A 15,488-nucleotide genomic window follows, 5' to 3' on the forward strand; every position below is an offset into this window, starting at 1 on the left:
GAAAACCTTTCCGATCTGCTCCCTGAACACACCCTCAAGGTGACGACTGGCTTGACGGCTATCGCGTCACGGACTTGATGTCGTATTTTTCTCGATTGGCGGCAAACGATAAACTATCGTAGCCTATTCGCACTTGAGGGGCCGCCATGAATATTGACGATCTAGTTTCTGAAAAGAAATTGCTTGCGATTGCAAAGAAGGGTCTGACCGATGAGCGCAACCTTCGAAACAAGCGCGGCCGGTTGCCAGGCGAGAGCGGATTACTTTCGGTCATTAGCACCAAGGAATTCGACGAGAAACAAATCGACGAAATAGGCAACAAAATGCCGCGCTTCATCGACGGGAACGTAGCATATAAGATGTGGCCCGATTACTGGCAGCATCTCAAATTGGAAATATATTACGTGATCTGTACGGACTCCGAACAATATCGAGACGTCAGAAAATTATTGTTGAAGCAAAGCAAAAAATCAGAGACCGCGATTGTATCGGCGATCGCCGCTGCGGTCGCTGTACATCTCGGCATTGTAGCAGGTGCACTTGTCCCTTTTTGTGCGTTGGCGCTCGCGGGAGTGCTGCAGATCGGAAAGAACGCGTATTGCTCCGCTAAAGCAAGGGAGGCGGCAAAGATAGAAACGTCTCTGAAAAGACAAAAGGCCAAAGACCCAAAAATGGCGGAAGAACGCGAACAATGGCTATCGAAACGTCAGGAACGTTTCAAAGTAGAAGTGAAGAAGTTGGAGCGGAAGAAGAGACGCAGCGCTAAGTAGCCCAACTCTCTACCTGCTTCGCCAGCTGTAAGCGCTCTTCAATTTCTGGAGGGCTATTACACCATCTCCGCCGGCGCGAGCTTGCAGGTCGCGCTGCTGGCCTCGATCTGCAGCGTCGCGTGATGGATGTTGAAACGGTGCGACAGCCCCTCGCAGACGTGATGGAGGAACGCATCGTCGTGGCCGCCGGGACGCACCAGATGCACGGTCAGCGCGGTCTCGTTGGTGCTCATGGCCCAGATGTGCAGATCGTGGACTTCCAGGACGCCTTCCAGCCCGCCGAGATAATCCCGCACCGCGGCGAGTTCGATGCCCCTCGGCACGGCGTCGAGCGCGAGATTGACGCTGTCGCGCATCAGGGCCCAGCCGCTCGCCAGCACCACGGCTGATATGACGAGGCTGATCGCGGGATCGACCCACAGCCATCCCGTGGCCATGATCACGAGCGCTGCGACCACCACGCCGAGCGAAACGGCCGCATCCGCCGCCATATGCAGATATGGCGCCGCGGATATTGAGATCGCCGTGGCGGCCGCGCATGAACAGCAGCGCGGTGCCGCCATTGATTGCGATGCCGAGGGCGGCGACCCACACAACGGTCCAGCTCGCCACCGCCGCGGGTTCGCGCAGGCGGTTGATGGCCTCGACGGCGATGCCGCCGACCGCAACCAGCAACAGGCCGGCATTGAACAGAGCGGCGAGGATCGATGCCCGCCGGTAGCCGTATGTATGGCTATCGGTCGGCTGCTTCTGCGCCAGCCATGCGGCGCCCCAGGCCAGCAACAGCGCGATCACGTCGGAGAAATTATGAAGGGCGTCGGAAATCAGGGCGAGCGAGTTGGCCGCGTAGCCGAAAACCAGTTCCGCGATGACGAACGCCGCATTGAGCGACGCGCCGACGGCAAAGGCCGCGCCAAAACTATCCGGCGCGTGGCTGTGACCAGCGTGATCGTGCCCGTGCCTGGGCCTGTGCCCGTGATCGTGCGCATGCGAGTGATCGTGATGATGGTGATCGTGCGCCATTGCAAAAAATAACCGTTGCCTGATCGATCGGTTTCGACTGCTGCGGTTATAGCGCGCGGAAATTCGAATACTATTACAGCGGCCGCGTTACATTGTTCATAGCGCGACCGCGATCAGTTCTTCCACCAGCGGGCCGCCGCCGACCGGAAACACGATGTATTGCTTGCCGCCGGCCAGATAGGTCATCGGCGCACCGGTCGCGTTCGCCGGCAATTCGAGTTCCGCCAGCATTTCGCCGCTGGTCTTGTCGTAGACCCACAGATGCGGATCGAGATTGTGGAGGTCCCTGATCGGCAAATTGAGTCCGGGCACGAAGCGCGGCGGACTGTAATATCCCATCTGCACGACGATCATGACGGTCTTGGTCAGCAGCGCCCAACTGCGGAACGGCAGCCCGAGCTGCTCGCGGATGCCGAGTTTCCGGATCGACCCCATCGCCGTGCTGCGGCCGACCGGAATCCGCCAGCGGTGATCGCCGCTGTTCATGTCGATCGCGACCATGCTGCCGAACGGCGGCTTGAGCAGCGGCAACCCCCGTGGCCCCGGCACGTAGCTGGGCAAGCCGATGAAATCGTAGGATCCCTGCCACGGTTCGGGCTTGCTAATGAGGATCAGGGTCGGCAGCCGTTGCGTTCCAACATACAGCGTGCCGGTCTCCGGATCGATCGTCGCACCCGACCAGCTCGCGCCACCGGCATTGCCGGGCACTGCGATCGTGCCGCGCTGCGACGGCGGCGTGAACAGCCCGCCACGGTCATAGGCGGCGGCGATATCGATCGCCTCCTGGTGGATCTCCGGCGTCAGATCGATCAGATCCTCGTCGCGCGCGCCCTGAAGATCGATTGCGGCGGGCCTGGTCGGCACCGGCTGCGTCTTCGACGCGCGCTCGCCGGGCACGCTGGAGGCCGGCACCGGCTGTTCCTCGATCGGCCACACCGGCTGGCCGGTGACGCGATCGAAGACATAGACGAAGGCCTGCTTTGTTACCTGCGCGACCGCCTTGATGCGCTTGCCGCCGACATTGATGTCGATCAGATTCGGCGCCGCCGGCGGGTCGTAATCCCAGAGGCCGTGATGCACGAGCTGGTAGTGCCAGACCTTCTTGCCGGTCGCGACGTCGAGGCAGACGAGGCTCTCGCCGTAGAGCCCGTCGCCGAGGCGATGGCCGCCATAATAGTCGTTGGTCGGCGTGCTGACCGGCAGATAGATGTAACCGAGTTCCTCATCCGCGCTCATCGGCGCCCAGACATTGGCGTTGCCGGCGTCCTTCCAGGAATCCTTCTCCCAGGTATCAGTGCCGGGCTCCTCGCCCTGGGCAACCGTGTGGAAGGTCCAGAGCAGACGGCCGCTCGCGATGTCGAAACCCCTGACATCGCCGGGCGGTGACGGCCGCTTGCCCCACCAGTCGAACACGGAAGATCCGACCACGATGACGCCGCGGACGATCACCGGCGGCGAGGTCATGGTGTAATAGCCGCGATCGACCGGGCGGCGCAGCCCTTCCACCAAATCGACACGGCCGTCCTTGCCGAAGCTCGGCACCGGCCTTCCGGTTTTGGCATCGATCGCGATCATCTGGCCAAACGCTGTCAACATCATGATGCGTTCTTCGTCGCCATTGCGCCAGTACGCGACGCCCCGGTGCACCCATCCGAGGTTGGGCGGAAGGCCGAGACCGTTTTGGTAGATCTTGGGATCGAACACCCATTTGGTCACACCGGTAGCGGCGTCGATCGCGGCGACCTGCGACAGCGAGGTCGAGGTATAGAGCACGCCGCCGATCATCAGCGGCGTCGACTCATTGGCGGTGCTTGGGCCGACCGTCGGGTCGGCTTCCTTGATCGCCATGTCGGGCGACTTCCAGCGCCAGGCAATGTGCAATTTCGTGGCGTTGGTCGCGTCGATCTGGGTCAGCGGCGAATAGCGCGAGGCCGCGTAGGTGCCGGCATAGGCCGGCCATTCGCCCTGCGCGAGGGCTTTTGCGGATTCAGGGAGCGCGCCGGGAATGGCCTGCGCGTTCGCGCCAGACAATGCGCCACCAAGCGCCAAAACAACGCCGATATTCGCTGCGTGTGCCAGCCTTGCTGCTCTGCCCATACGCACCTCCATCCCTGCGCTGCCGCGCCGGCTTGTCGACCCGCGGATCAGCCTGTCGAACAAAAGTATTGACCAAATCGCATGCGATGTCTAGTGTACTAGTTAATGCATACAGACCTACTCGCCACCTTGCGGCTCGAAAGCTCGGGCGTTCCCATCTATGTCCAGCTTCGGGAACAGATCTTGCGCCAGCTCGGCGCCGGCGTGCTGGCGGCCGGCGATCAGATGCCGACCATGCGCGAAGTCGCGGTCGCCCTGAAGATCGACCTCAATACGGTGCGGCACGCTTATGACGAGCTCGAGCGGATGGGGGCCATCACGCTGGTTCGCGGGCGCGGCAGCTTTGTAGCCAAGCCCCCTCCCCTCATGGGCGCGCGCGCGCGCCAGGTTCAGATCGACGGATTGGCAAAACAGGTTCTCGCCACAGCGGCCACGATGGGCGTCGATCCCATCGCCGTAGCTGACCGAATAACGGCCCTCGCGAAGCAGAAGGAATAGTCGTCATGAACAACTATTTTAAAGCAAGTGGTGCTAACCAACCCGCGATCGTACTAGCTGTCGTAGTCGCAGCGGTCGCGGCGCTCAGCGCATGGCTCGCCTATGACACGGCCTCCCGCAGCCTCTATTGGCTGGCGGGGTGCCTTGCAATCCTGGCATTCCTCGTTCCTCAAACCATCATGGTGGCGGATCAGTGGGAACGCGCGGTCGTGCTGCGGCTCGGCAAGCTCACGGCCATCCGTGGCCCGGGGATGTTCGCGATCGTCCCGTTCATCGATAATGTGGCCTCCTGGCTCGATCAGCGCATTCAGACGACCGAAATCAACGCCGAAAAGGCATTGAGCAAAGACACGGTGCCGGTGAATATCGACGCGATCGTGTTCTGGCAGATTCACGATCCCGAGCGCGCCGCACTCGAAATCACAAATTACCGCCAGGCCATCACCCAGGTCGCACAAACCTCCCTTCGCGAGATCGTCGGCTCGTCCTTGCTGTCGACGCTGCTGTCCGAACGCAAACAAGGCGATCAGCTATTGCGCGAAGAGATCGGACGCAAGACTGCGGAATGGGGAGTGTCGGTACTCTCGGTCGAGATCCGCGATATCGGCGTGCCGCCGGCGTTGCAGGACGCGATGAGCCGGCAGGCACAGGCCGAACGCGAGAAACTGGCGCGCGTCCTGCTCGGACAGGCCGAACAGGAAATCGCGCAGAAATTTGTCGAGGCGGCCGATATCTATGCCCGCAGCCCGGCGGCGCTGCAGCTTCGTGCCATGAACATCATCTATGAGACCACCAAGGAGCGCGGCGCGACGATCCTGATCCCGACGGCCATGGTCGACAGCATGAATCCGGCCGGGGCGGTCGGCCTTGTTGCCGCCGCGGGCGCGTTGCGAAGCGGGGCCTGACGGACGCACCGGCCTTCGCCGGGGCGGCTGTCTTTTACTCCACGCCGCGCAGGAACTTGTTCGACTTCGGCAGGCCATGTGCGAGGCGGCCGGCATCGGCGCGGTTGCCGCGCCAGTCGGCCAGTTCCCTGGAACTCATGCTCTGGTCACGCCCGGCGGAGTCCTTCCAGGTCAAGCCTGCCTTGGATTCGAAGGTGGCGACATCCGACAGTTTTGCGCTGGTGTACTTCTGCAGCCGCACGCCGCGGCCGCGCGCCATTTCCGGCACCTGGTCGAGCGGGAACAGCACCATCTTGTGATTGGTGCCGATCACGGCAACGGTATCGCCCGACACGGTCGCGATCGCGCAGGCTTCGTTCGGCATCTCGACGTTGAGCACCTGCTTGCCCTTGCGGGTGTTGCCGACGCAATCGTCCTCGTTGACGATGAAGCCCTGGCCTTCGAGGCTCGCGATCAGGAACTTGCGGCCGCCCTTGTTGACGAACAGCGAGACGATTGCGGTTTCCGGTTCCATGTCGATGAACATGCGAATCGCCTCGCCATGACCGCGGCCGCCCGGCAGTTTTGCGACGTCGAGCGAGTAGAATTTGCCGTTGGTGGCGAACACCAGAAGTTTTGACGTGGTCTCGGCGAAAAAGGCATGGTCGAGCTTGTCGTCGGTCTTGAAGGCAAGCCCCGAAATATCCTCGACATGGCCCTTGAGCGTGCGCACCCAGCCCTTTTCCGAGATCACCACGGTGCACGGCTCGCGCTCGACAAAAGCTTCCTCGATCGCGGCGAGATCGTGCTCGGGCGCATCGGCGAAGGTCGTGCGGCGCTTGCCGAGCGGCGTCTTCGGACCAAAAATATCGCGGACTTTCCGGACCTGCTCGCTAACCTTCGACCATTGCTCGGTTTCGGAGGCGAGAATGCCCTTGATGCCCTTCAACTCGGCGCGGAGGTTCTTGTCCTCTGTGCGGATCTCAAATTCCTCGAGCTTGCGCAAACTGCGCAGGCGCATGTTGAGGATGGCGTCGGCCTGGATCTCGCTGAGCTTGAACGCCTTCATCAGCGCCGGCTTCGGCTCATCCTCGGTGCGGATGATCTTGATCACCCTGTCGATGTTCAGATAGGCGATCAGATAGCCGCCCAGCACTTCGAGGCGATGCTCGATCTGCTCCTTGCGGTAGTTGGAGCGGCGCAGCAGCACGTCGCGCAGATGGTCGAGCCATTCGCGCAGGCATTCGGCGAGGCCCAGCACCTTGGGGATGCGGCCCTTGACCAGCACGTTGAGGTTCAGCGGAATCTTGCTTTCCAGCTCGGTCAGCCGGAACAGCGATTCCATCATCAGTTCAGGATCGACCGCGCGCGATTTCGGCTCGATCACGAGGCGAATATCTTCGGCGGACTCATCCCTGACGTCGCCGACCAGCGGCAGCTTCTTCTCGTTGAGCAGTTCGGCGATCTTCTCGACCAGCCGCGACTTCTGCACCAGCCAGGGAATTTCGGTGATGACCACGATCCAGGTGCCGCGCGCGCCCTCTTCCTGGGTCCAGCGGGCACGGGTGCGGAACGAGCCGCGCCCGGTCATGTAGGCCTCGGTGATAGCCTCCTTGGAATCGACGATGATGCCGCCGGTCGGAAAATCCGGACCCTTGACCCATTTCAACAGCGTCTTCGACTTCGCGTCGGGCTTCTCGATCAGATGCAGGGCGGCGTCGCACAGCTCGGCGGCGTTGTGCGGCGGGATCGAGGTCGCCATGCCGACCGCGATGCCCTGCGCGCCGTTGGCGAGCAGGTTCGGAAATCCGCCGGGCAGCACGATCGGCTCTTTGGTCTGGCCGTCGTAATTGGCGCGGAATTCGACGCCGTCTTCGTCGATACCCTCCAGCAGCAACCGCGCGACCTCGGTCATGCGCGCTTCGGTATAGCGGTAGGCGGCGGCGTTATCGCCGTCGATATTGCCAAAATTGCCCTGGCCGTCGACCAGCGGGTAGCGCGAGGAGAAATCCTGCGCGAGACGCACCATGGCGTCGTAAATCGCCTGGTCGCCATGCGGATGGAACGAACCCATCACGTCGCCGACGATCTTGGCCGATTTCTTGAACGGCGTGCCGGGGTCGAGCCGCAGCAGCCGCATGCCGTAGAGGATGCGCCGGTGCACCGGCTTCAGCCCGTCGCGGGCGTCCGGCAGTGCGCGATGCATGATGGTCGAGAGCGCATAGGCGAGATAGCGCTCTTCCAGCGCATCGCGCAGCGGAACATCGTGGATTTCGGCCGGGTCTTCCGGCGGTAGCTGTCGTTTTCCCATGGGGAGGCGTTAAACCCTCGCGGTGAATCGGGCAAGACGCGAATCAGCGGCAATTTAGGCCGCGAATTGGACTTACGGAACCGCCGCCCGCGCCCGATATTTGGTCACCGCATTGATAAAGCCGTTCCGCGCATCGGAATGGCCTTGCCCGCGCGGCTCCAGCACGTGGCGGAGCAGGAACAGCCCCGTCAGCCGAAAGCCATCCTGCAGGTCCTGGTCCGACCAGCCGTTCGGACCGCCCTCGCCTTCGCGCAGGAACGGCGGCAGCCGTAACAACCGGTCGCGGAACGGCTCGCCGGCCCGCCGCGACACCGCCCCGCCGGACTTTGGCGACACGTAAATCAGCTCCGTGGTCTCACCGGTCGCGGCGCAATTTTCCAGGTCGAGCCCAAAACCGAGTTCGGCCAACATCGCCAGTTCAAATTTGATGAGATGGGCGGCGGCTTGACTGACATCGTCGAAATCGTCCAGCGTGCGCTCGAGCATCTCGTAGATGTCTTCGTGCGGGTCGCGCTCCGGCAATAGCCGGGCCAGCGAGGCCAGATGGGTCACGCCATAGGTCGCATGCGACGACGACAGCATGGTGGCCGCGCGCAGCCGCGTGCCCTCGACCACGTAATAGCCGAGATGCTCGTCGAGCCGGGCTCGCCACACCGCCGTCACGCTGTTGCCGGGCTGCAGCAGCGGCCGCATCCGTTTGCTCGAACCACCGCGCACCAGGCCGAGGTGACGGCCGTGGGCGCGCGTCAGCAGTTCGACAATGGCGGAGGATTCGCCATGCCGCCGCACCCCGAGCACGATGCCTTCGTCGGTCCATTCCATGGGGTGGAGTTTACAGGATTCCGGCGGAAGGCGCAGCCGTCTCACCACTGTCATTCCGGGGCGCATCGAAGATGCGAACCCGGAATGACGGTGGAACAACCACTACGCGTTGAACCAGCCCTGCGCGTCGCCGGTGAAGGAGAAATAGAGCCCCGCCGCGGTCAGCGCGCAGGACACCACCTCGATGCCGCTGCTGAGTTCCACGCCCTTGTCGCCGATCATCTGCACCAGCGAGATAACCGACAGGACCAGAGCCGTGGCCAACGCCCAGCGCGGCCAGTTCTTGCGCCGCTGGGCGGCGAGCCAGACGAAATAAACCAGCAGCAGGATCAGGAGCGCGTAAATCACGGTTGCCACCGTGATCATCTGTTCGGTCATTTCAGCGGTCGGCGTCCGATCGTCGAACGCGACCGACAGCGCGTCCAGCGTCAGCGACAGATACAGCAGTACTTCAAACCACACTACGTTCTTGGGTACGTTCATCGGGAGCCGGTCATTTCCTTATTAATCCCAGATCATTCCTTGGGGAAGTCCAGTCCCATTTCGCGGTAACGGTCGGGGTCGTCGCCCCAGTTCTCGCGCACTTTGACGAACAGGAACAGGTGCACGGGAACGCCGACGATCTCCGCGATTTCCTTGCGCGAATCCGCGCCAATCGACTTGATGGTGGCGCCGCCCTTGCCGAGCACGATCTTGCGCTGGCTCTCGCGCTCGACAAAAATCGTCTGCTCGATGCGGATCGACTTGTCCTTGCGCTCGGTCCAGCTGTCGGTTTCGACGGTGGACTGATACGGCAGTTCCTGATGCAATTGCCGGTAGATCTTCTCGCGCGTGATCTCGGCCGCCAGATGCCGCATCGGCGCGTCTGACATCTGGTCTTCGGGATAATGGAACGGCCCCGGCGGCACCATTTTGGCCAGCGTTTGCCGGAGATCGCCGACGCCATCGCCCGACAGCGCCGAGATCATGAAAGTGTTTTCGAACGTCATGCGGTCGTTGGCGGTCTGCGCCAGCGCCAGCAATTTCTCGCGCGGGATCAGGTCGATCTTGTTCAGCACCAGGATCTTTGGATGTTTTACGGTCGCGAGTTTTGCAAGGATCGCCTCGGCTTCCTCGTCGATCCCCGCCTTGGCGTCGAGCAGCACGCAGACCAGATCGGCGTCATGCGCCCCGCTCCAGGCCGTCGACACCATGGCGCGATCGAGCCGGCGCTTCGGCGAGAAGATGCCGGGCGTATCGACCAGGATGATCTGCGCATTGTCCTCGATGACGATGCCGCGGATCAGCGCCCGTGTCGTCTGCACCTTGCGCGAGACGATCGTGACCTTGGAGCCGACCAGCGCATTGACCAGGGTGGATTTGCCGACATTGGGGGCGCCGATCAGCGCCACGAAGCCGCAGCGCGTCGCGACTGCAGCCTTCGCGTCAGTTTCATTCATTATTTCACGCCTTCGCGTTCGATCATGACGGAGGCGGCGACCTTTTCGGCCGCGCGCTTGCTGCCGCCGAGCCCTTCGGCCGGCGCAAGTCCCGGCAGTTCCACAGCGACACGGAATTGCGGATCATGATGCGGTCCGGTGCGCTCGACCTCGCGATAGACCGGCGTCGGCATCCCCTTGCTCTGCGCCCATTCCTGCAGCACCGTCTTGGGATCGCGCAGCGGCCGCCGCGGCTTGCGCATCCGTTCGAGCCAGTTGCGCTCGACGAATTGCGCCGCCGCCTGATAGCCGCCGTCGAGAAAGATCGCCCCGATCAGGGCTTCGCAGATGTCGCCGAGCACAGATTTGCGCAACCTTGCACTCGCGCTGGCGCCGACCTGGCCGAGCTTGATGTCGTCGACCAGGCCGAGCGATTTTGCGACGTCGGCACAGCTCTCCTTGCGCACGAGATCGGCCAGCCGCTTCGACAACTCGCCTTCGTCGGCGTTCGGAAACGCGCGATAGAGCATGTCGGAAACGATCAGCCCGAGCACGTGGTCGCCGAGAAATTCCAGGCGCTGATAGCTCTCCCCGCGGCTGCGGGCCGGCTTCAGCGCCGATACGTGGGTGAACGCGGTGGCCAGCAGCAAGGGATCGGCGAATTTGTGCCCGATGCGCGCCTCGAGCGCCGCGGTGGCGGCAGCCGCGGCCTTTGCGCCGGCCTTGGCGCCGGCCTTGCCGCGCTTCTTCTTGGGCACGGCAGTGTCGCCGGCATCAGGAAGCGGGCTCGGCTCGCCGGACGTCGGGGGCTCCTGGATGACGGGCGTTTCGTCGTTCATCGCACGATTGAGAATATGCGATTCCAGCGCACCGCGGTCGGCCAGCGCCAGAACATCCAGGCGTGTTCGCCCTCGGCAATGGAGAAGAAGATCATCTGCGCCCGGCCGACGATATTCTCGAACGGCACATAGCCGACCGCGGCCAGCACGCGACTATCCTGCGAGTTGTCGCGATTGTCGCCCATCATGAAGAAATGGCCGGGCGGCACGGTGTAGACGATGGTGTTGTCGTAGAAGCCATTGTCGACGCAATCCAGCGATTCATAGCTGACGCCGTTCGGTAGTGTCTCCTTCCAGCGTTTCACCCGCGCCGTGGCCTCCGAACCGCAGGGGTCCTCGCCGATGAAATCGCTCAGGCGTTCGCGCTTGACCGGCACATCGTTGATGTAGAGCAGCCCGTCCTTCATCTGGATGCGGTCGCCCGGCAGGCCGATCACGCGCTTGATGTAGTCGGTGGAATCATCCTTCGGCAGGCGGAACACGACGATATCGCCCCGGTTCGGCTCCGAGCCGAAGATGCGCCCGGAGAACAGCGGCGGCGAGAACGGAATCGAATAATGGCTGTAGCCGTACGAATATTTCGACACGAACAGATAGTCGCCGACCAGCAGCGTCGCCTTCATCGAGCCCGAGGGAATGTTGAAGGGCTGGAACAGGAAGGTGCGGATCACCAACGCAATCAGCAGGGCATGGATGACGACACGGATGGTTTCACCCAAGCCGCTCTCGGATTTGGTCCCTGTGGTCACGCTCATTGCTTTCCCAAATCCTGCGCGCTCTCGCCGCATGGTGGCAGAACGTTTTCCTCTCGCGAAGCGCTTGCCGTTCGCGTCAGGAAAATGGTCTTGATTCTGATGTTGAAGGCAAATTCCGGCGCAAACCCGAATCCGCCCTGGCTCGATATTGTCGCTGCGGCGTTTTAGACGGTTGTTCGCGGACGCGCAATCAATCGCCCGGTAAAAACTTGCCAATCCTTTGATAAATCTACGATTTTTAGTTTTGGCTCGATCCGCTGACGGCAACGGCCGCGAGCGTCACGATTTGCCGGACGCGACCGCCGAAATTATGACGAAAGCCTGCGCCAGGGGCCAATCGTCGGTGATCGAAAGGTCGATCCGCGCCTCAAAGCCCGGAGGGGTCATCGCCTCGAGCCGGGCCAGCGCCCCGCCGGTCAGTTGCATGGTCGGGCGGCCGCCCGGCAGGTTCACCACCCCCATATCCCGCCACCAGACGCCGCGCCGGATACCGGTCCCGAGCGCCTTGGAACAGGCCTCCTTGGCGGCAAACCGTTTGGCATAGGTCGCCACCACCATTTTCTCGCTATTGGCGCGGCGCGCGGCCTTGGCGCGCTCGGCATCGGTGAAAATGCGGTCGAGGAAGCGGTCGCCGTGGCGCTCGATCACCTTGGCGACGCGGGTGATGTCGATCAGGTCGGAGCCGATGCCGAGGATCATGCCTTGCCCATATGGCTCTTGCGGCCGCGATCCATCGCCGCGCGCATCATGCGGACGGTTTCGCCGATGCCGACAAACAGCGCCTCCCCGATCATGAAGTAACCGATGTTCAACTCTGCGATTTCGGGCAGGCCGGCGATAGCCTCCGCGGTCTTGTAGTCGAGGCCGTGGCCGGCATGGACCTCCAGCCCGGCGGAGCGCGCCAACCGCGCGCCACTGACAATGCGCTGCCATTCGGTTTCGGCCTTCACCGTGTGGCCATCGACCACGGCGTCGCACCAACCGCCGGTATGGATTTCGATCACAGGCGCCCGCAGCTTCGCCGCCATCTCGATCTGTTGCGGTTCGGCGGAGATGAACAGCGACACCCGGATGCCGGCATCGTTCAGCCGGGCGATGGTGGGCGCCAGCGCGTTGTGCTGCCCGACCACGTCGAGCCCGCCCTCGGTGGTGAGTTCCTCGCGGCGCTCGGGAACCAGGCACACCGCATGCGGCTTGGTCGCGAGCGAAATTTTCAGCATGTCCTCGGTCGCGGCCATTTCGAAATTCAGCGGTTTCGAGATTTCGGCCTTCAGCCGCGCCATGTCGTTGTCGCGGATGTGGCGGCGATCCTCGCGCAGATGCGCGGTGATGCCGTCGGCGCCGGCCTCGATCGCGGCCAGCGCGGCGCGGACCGGATCCGGCCGCTCGCCCGCCCGCGCGTTGCGGAGCGTAGCGACGTGATCGACATTTACTCCGAGGCGGAGCGGAGGACCTTTGGGCATGGCGGGCTCGTGGATATTCAGAGTTATCGGCGCTTCCTCATCCTGAGGAGCGGCGTCTTCGCCGCGTCTCGAACGATGAGAGATATTGTGACCTCATGCTTCGAGACGGCGCAAGAGCGCCTCCTCACCATGAGGGCTCCGGTTTTATCCATTGACACGCTCGACCCGTGCGACGACGGCCTTGGCGCGCAGCTGGGCGATAATAGCGCTGAGATGCTTGAGGTCATAAACCTCGAGATCGATGGTCAGTTCGGTGAAATCGGGTGAGCGGCGCGACATGCTGATATTGTCGATATTGCCGTCATGTTCGGCGATCACGGTGGCGACCTGGGCCAGGCTTCCGGGCTCGTTGACGTTGTCGACCTTGATGCGCGCCGGGAAGCGCTGCGGCATGGTCTCGTCGATATCCCAGCGCACGTCGAGCCAGCGCTCCGGCTCTTCCTCAAAATCCCTCAGCGCCGGCGCCTGGATCGGATAGATCGTGATCCCCTCGCCCGGGGTCACGATGCCGACGATGCGGTCGCCCGGCACCGCGCCGCCGTTCGGCGCGAATTTGACCGGCAGATCGGAATTGATGCCGCGCACGGGGATCACCGATGCGGCACGCGCCGGATGATGGGGATCGGCCTTCAGCTTTAGTTTGACCGCGAGGCTCTTCTTGGCGCCATACCGCACCAGCCGTTCTTCCTTGTAGTCCGGATACATCGCGCGGGCGACGTCGGAGGCCTTGAGTTCGCCGCGCCCGACGGACGCCATCACGTCTTCGATCGAGGCGCGGGCCAGCCGGGGAAGCGCGCCCTTCAGCTTGTCGTCGGCATATTCGATCTTGGCACGGGCAAACAGCCTGTCGACGATGCGGCGGCCGAGCCCTGCATATTGATCGCGTACCGCGGTGCGGGTCGCGCGGCGGATCGCCGCCCGCGCCTTGCCGGTCACCGCAAGCGATTCCCACGCCGAGGGCGGCGCCGACTGCGCCTGCGAGGTCAACACCTCGACCTCGTCGCCGTTCTGCAATTCCGATGACAATGGCGCGAATTTGCCGTTGATCTTGCAGCCGACCGCCGAGTTGCCGACGTCGGTGTGCACGGCATAGGCGAAGTCGATCACATTGGCCTGACGCGGCAGCGCGATCAGTTTTCCCTTCGGCGTGAAGCAGAACACTTGGTCGTGGAATAGTTCGAGCTTGGTGTGTTCCAGAAACTCTTCCGGATTGGCGCTTTCCGACAAGATCCCGACGGTGTGCCGCAGCCAGGCAAAGGCGTTGGATTCTCGGTTAAGCAGCTCGGTCGGCGAACCCACGCCATCCTTGTAGAAAGCGTGCGCGGCGATGCCGAATTCCGCGATCTGGTTCATTTCCTCGGTACGGATCTGCAGCTCGACGCGCTGCTTGCCGGGCCCGATCACAGTGGTGTGGAGCGAACGATAGTCGTTCTGCTTCGGCGTCGAGATGTAGTCTTTGAAGCGCCCGGGCACCACCGGCCAGGTCGTATGCACGACGCCGAGCGCGCGGTAGCAGGCTTCGACGTCGGGGATCACGACGCGAAAGCCGTAGATGTCGGACAATTGCTCGAAGCCGACCGACTTGCGCTCCATCTTGGTCCAGATCGAAAACGGCTGCTTGCGGCGGCCATAGACGCGGGCGGCGATGCCGTTCTTCTGCAGATTCTTGGAGAGCTGGCTTTCGATCTCGCCGATCAGGTTGCGATTGCGCTCGGCCAAGGAATCCAGCCGTTGCATCACCACCGCATAGGCTTCCGGATCGAGCGTATGGAACGAGAGATCCTCGAGCTCTTCGCGCATCTCCTGCATACCCATGCGGCCGGCGAGCGGGGCGTAGATGTCGAGGGTCTCCTCGGCGATGCGGCGGCGCGAGGCGTGCGGCACGAATTCCAGCGTCCGCATATTGTGCAGGCGATCGGCGAGCTTGATCAGCAGGACGCGGACGTCCTGGGCGATCGCGAGCAGGAGCTTGCGCAGATTCTCGGCCTGCTTGGCCTCGCGCGAAACCAGTTCCAGCCGCTTCAACTTGGTCAACCCCTCGACCAGCGCGCCGATCTCATGGCCGAAGATGGTATCGATCTCGGCGCGCGTCGCCTCGGTATCCTCGATGGTGTCGTGCAGCAGGGCCGCCACGATGGTGGCATCGTCGAGCTTGAGGTTGGTGAGGATCGCCGCGACCTCGAGCGGATGGGAGAAATAGGGATCGCCCGACGCCCGGGTCTGCGTGCCATGCGCCTTCATGGCGTAGACATAGGCGCGGTTCAGCAGGTCTTCGTTGGTGTCCGGATTATACGACCTGACGCGCTCCACCAGATCGTATTGCCGCATCATGCGCGAGCGCGGGGGTTTGGCGGCCTTCTCCCCCACAGGCGACGCGGGCGCCACGGCGACCGATTCGGTCGCGGCCTGCATCTGCCGGGGGGTGCGGCGCCAATACGCCATCGAATCACTGCCTTCATCCGCGCGGACCGGATGGGTCCGCTTCACGACATAACCTAGTGCGTTTTCGTGCGAAGCAGCACCCCGTGAGGTGCAGAAACGCTCGAAAACCCATATTTCGTTCGTCAAGGACGCATCGTAACCGCAAAAATGTCAACAAAAGCAAAGG

13 protein-coding genes and 1 pseudogene are annotated in these 15,488 nt (G+C 62.8%); 3 read left to right on the top strand and 11 right to left on the bottom strand.

All coding sequences use genetic code 11. From position 1 onward, the window contains the following. Positions 1-146: 146 nt before the first annotated feature. Positions 147-770 carry a hypothetical protein gene (locus NL528_RS26485; RefSeq protein WP_309177403.1) on the top strand — a complete coding sequence of 208 codons (624 nt, stop codon included), beginning with the start codon at positions 147-149 and terminating at the stop codon, positions 768-770. Positions 771-826: 56 nt separating this feature from the next. Here NL528_RS26485 and NL528_RS26490 read toward each other — a convergent pair. Next, positions 827-1,793: pseudogene (locus tag NL528_RS26490) on the bottom strand (cation diffusion facilitator family transporter). Positions 1,794-1,889: 96 nt separating this feature from the next. Further along, positions 1,890-3,890 carry a PQQ-binding-like beta-propeller repeat protein gene (locus NL528_RS26495; protein WP_309177404.1) on the bottom strand — a complete coding sequence of 667 codons (2,001 nt, stop codon included), beginning with the start codon at positions 3,888-3,890 and terminating at the stop codon, positions 1,890-1,892. Between the two features lie 105 nt (positions 3,891-3,995). On the opposite strand from NL528_RS26495, the gene NL528_RS26500 reads away from it, so the two are divergent. Beyond that, positions 3,996-4,388 carry a GntR family transcriptional regulator gene (locus NL528_RS26500; RefSeq protein WP_309177405.1) on the top strand — a complete coding sequence of 131 codons (393 nt, stop codon included), beginning with the start codon at positions 3,996-3,998 and terminating at the stop codon, positions 4,386-4,388. 5 nt (positions 4,389-4,393) lie between these two features. After that, positions 4,394-5,293, top strand: a complete 900-nt coding sequence (locus NL528_RS26505) for a slipin family protein (RefSeq protein ID WP_309177407.1) — start codon at positions 4,394-4,396, stop codon at positions 5,291-5,293. 34 nt (positions 5,294-5,327) lie between these two features. Here the strand turns inward: NL528_RS26505 and parC are convergent, their stop codons facing one another. From parC to NL528_RS26550, 9 genes are all read right to left on the bottom strand, one after another. Then, the gene (gene parC, locus NL528_RS26510; RefSeq protein ID WP_309177409.1) at positions 5,328-7,583 is read right to left on the bottom strand and encodes a DNA topoisomerase IV subunit A; all 2,256 of its coding nucleotides are present in this window, start codon (positions 7,581-7,583) and stop codon (positions 5,328-5,330) included. Between the two features lie 72 nt (positions 7,584-7,655). Beyond that, the gene (gene recO / locus NL528_RS26515; protein WP_309185036.1) at positions 7,656-8,405 is read right to left on the bottom strand and encodes a DNA repair protein RecO; all 750 of its coding nucleotides are present in this window, start codon (positions 8,403-8,405) and stop codon (positions 7,656-7,658) included. A 102-nt stretch (positions 8,406-8,507) separates the two neighbouring features. Then, positions 8,508-8,888, bottom strand: coding sequence for a hypothetical protein (locus NL528_RS26520; protein WP_309177411.1), 381 nt, complete (start codon positions 8,886-8,888; stop codon positions 8,508-8,510). Positions 8,889-8,920: 32 nt separating this feature from the next. Next, the gene (gene era / locus NL528_RS26525; protein ID WP_309177412.1) at positions 8,921-9,844 is read right to left on the bottom strand and encodes a GTPase Era; all 924 of its coding nucleotides are present in this window, start codon (positions 9,842-9,844) and stop codon (positions 8,921-8,923) included. Then, positions 9,844-10,662: a ribonuclease III gene (gene rnc / locus NL528_RS26530; protein WP_309177415.1), complete on the bottom strand. Its 819-nt coding sequence runs from the start codon at positions 10,660-10,662 to the stop codon at positions 9,844-9,846. Before rnc ends, era begins: the two co-directional genes overlap by 1 nt. Then, a complete protein-coding gene (lepB, locus tag NL528_RS26535) occupies positions 10,659-11,417 on the bottom strand; it encodes a signal peptidase I (RefSeq protein WP_074276229.1) in 759 nt (252 codons plus the stop codon). Before lepB ends, rnc begins: the two co-directional genes overlap by 4 nt. 279 nt (positions 11,418-11,696) lie before the next feature. Further along, entirely contained in the window at positions 11,697-12,116 is a 420-nt protein-coding gene (gene acpS, locus NL528_RS26540; protein ID WP_074276228.1) for a holo-ACP synthase, read from the bottom strand. After that, the gene (locus NL528_RS26545; RefSeq protein WP_309177417.1) at positions 12,113-12,880 is read right to left on the bottom strand and encodes a pyridoxine 5'-phosphate synthase; all 768 of its coding nucleotides are present in this window, start codon (positions 12,878-12,880) and stop codon (positions 12,113-12,115) included. The genes acpS and NL528_RS26545 overlap by 4 nt, the downstream gene beginning before the upstream one ends. Positions 12,881-13,024: 144 nt before the next feature. Further along, positions 13,025-15,322: a bifunctional (p)ppGpp synthetase/guanosine-3',5'-bis(diphosphate) 3'-pyrophosphohydrolase gene (locus NL528_RS26550; protein ID WP_309185037.1), complete on the bottom strand. Its 2,298-nt coding sequence runs from the start codon at positions 15,320-15,322 to the stop codon at positions 13,025-13,027. Positions 15,323-15,488 lie beyond the last annotated feature (166 nt).

This window comes from Bradyrhizobium sp. Ash2021 (assembly GCF_031202265.1).
Classification (GTDB): Bacteria; Pseudomonadota; Alphaproteobacteria; order Rhizobiales; family Xanthobacteraceae; genus Bradyrhizobium.

Excerpts from the sequence above, each read along its gene's own strand:
- NL528_RS26485 (WP_309177403.1), top strand. The coding sequence starts at position 147 with ATGAATATTGACGATCTAGTTTCTGAAAAGAAATTGCTTGCGATTGCA.
- NL528_RS26495 (WP_309177404.1), bottom strand. The coding sequence starts at position 3,890 with ATGGGCAGAGCAGCAAGGCTGGCACACGCAGCGAATATCGGCGTTGTT.
- NL528_RS26500 (WP_309177405.1), top strand. The coding sequence starts at position 3,996 with ATGCATACAGACCTACTCGCCACCTTGCGGCTCGAAAGCTCGGGCGTT.
- NL528_RS26505 (WP_309177407.1), top strand. The coding sequence starts at position 4,394 with ATGAACAACTATTTTAAAGCAAGTGGTGCTAACCAACCCGCGATCGTA.
- parC (WP_309177409.1), bottom strand. The coding sequence starts at position 7,583 with ATGGGAAAACGACAGCTACCGCCGGAAGACCCGGCCGAAATCCACGAT.
- recO (WP_309185036.1), bottom strand. The coding sequence starts at position 8,405 with ATGGAATGGACCGACGAAGGCATCGTGCTCGGGGTGCGGCGGCATGGC.
- NL528_RS26520 (WP_309177411.1), bottom strand. The coding sequence starts at position 8,888 with ATGAACGTACCCAAGAACGTAGTGTGGTTTGAAGTACTGCTGTATCTG.
- era (WP_309177412.1), bottom strand. The coding sequence starts at position 9,844 with ATGAATGAAACTGACGCGAAGGCTGCAGTCGCGACGCGCTGCGGCTTC.
- rnc (WP_309177415.1), bottom strand. The coding sequence starts at position 10,662 with ATGAACGACGAAACGCCCGTCATCCAGGAGCCCCCGACGTCCGGCGAG.
- lepB (WP_074276229.1), bottom strand. The coding sequence starts at position 11,417 with ATGAGCGTGACCACAGGGACCAAATCCGAGAGCGGCTTGGGTGAAACC.
- acpS (WP_074276228.1), bottom strand. The coding sequence starts at position 12,116 with ATGATCCTCGGCATCGGCTCCGACCTGATCGACATCACCCGCGTCGCC.
- NL528_RS26545 (WP_309177417.1), bottom strand. The coding sequence starts at position 12,880 with ATGCCCAAAGGTCCTCCGCTCCGCCTCGGAGTAAATGTCGATCACGTC.
- NL528_RS26550 (WP_309185037.1), bottom strand. The coding sequence starts at position 15,322 with ATGGCGTATTGGCGCCGCACCCCCCGGCAGATGCAGGCCGCGACCGAA.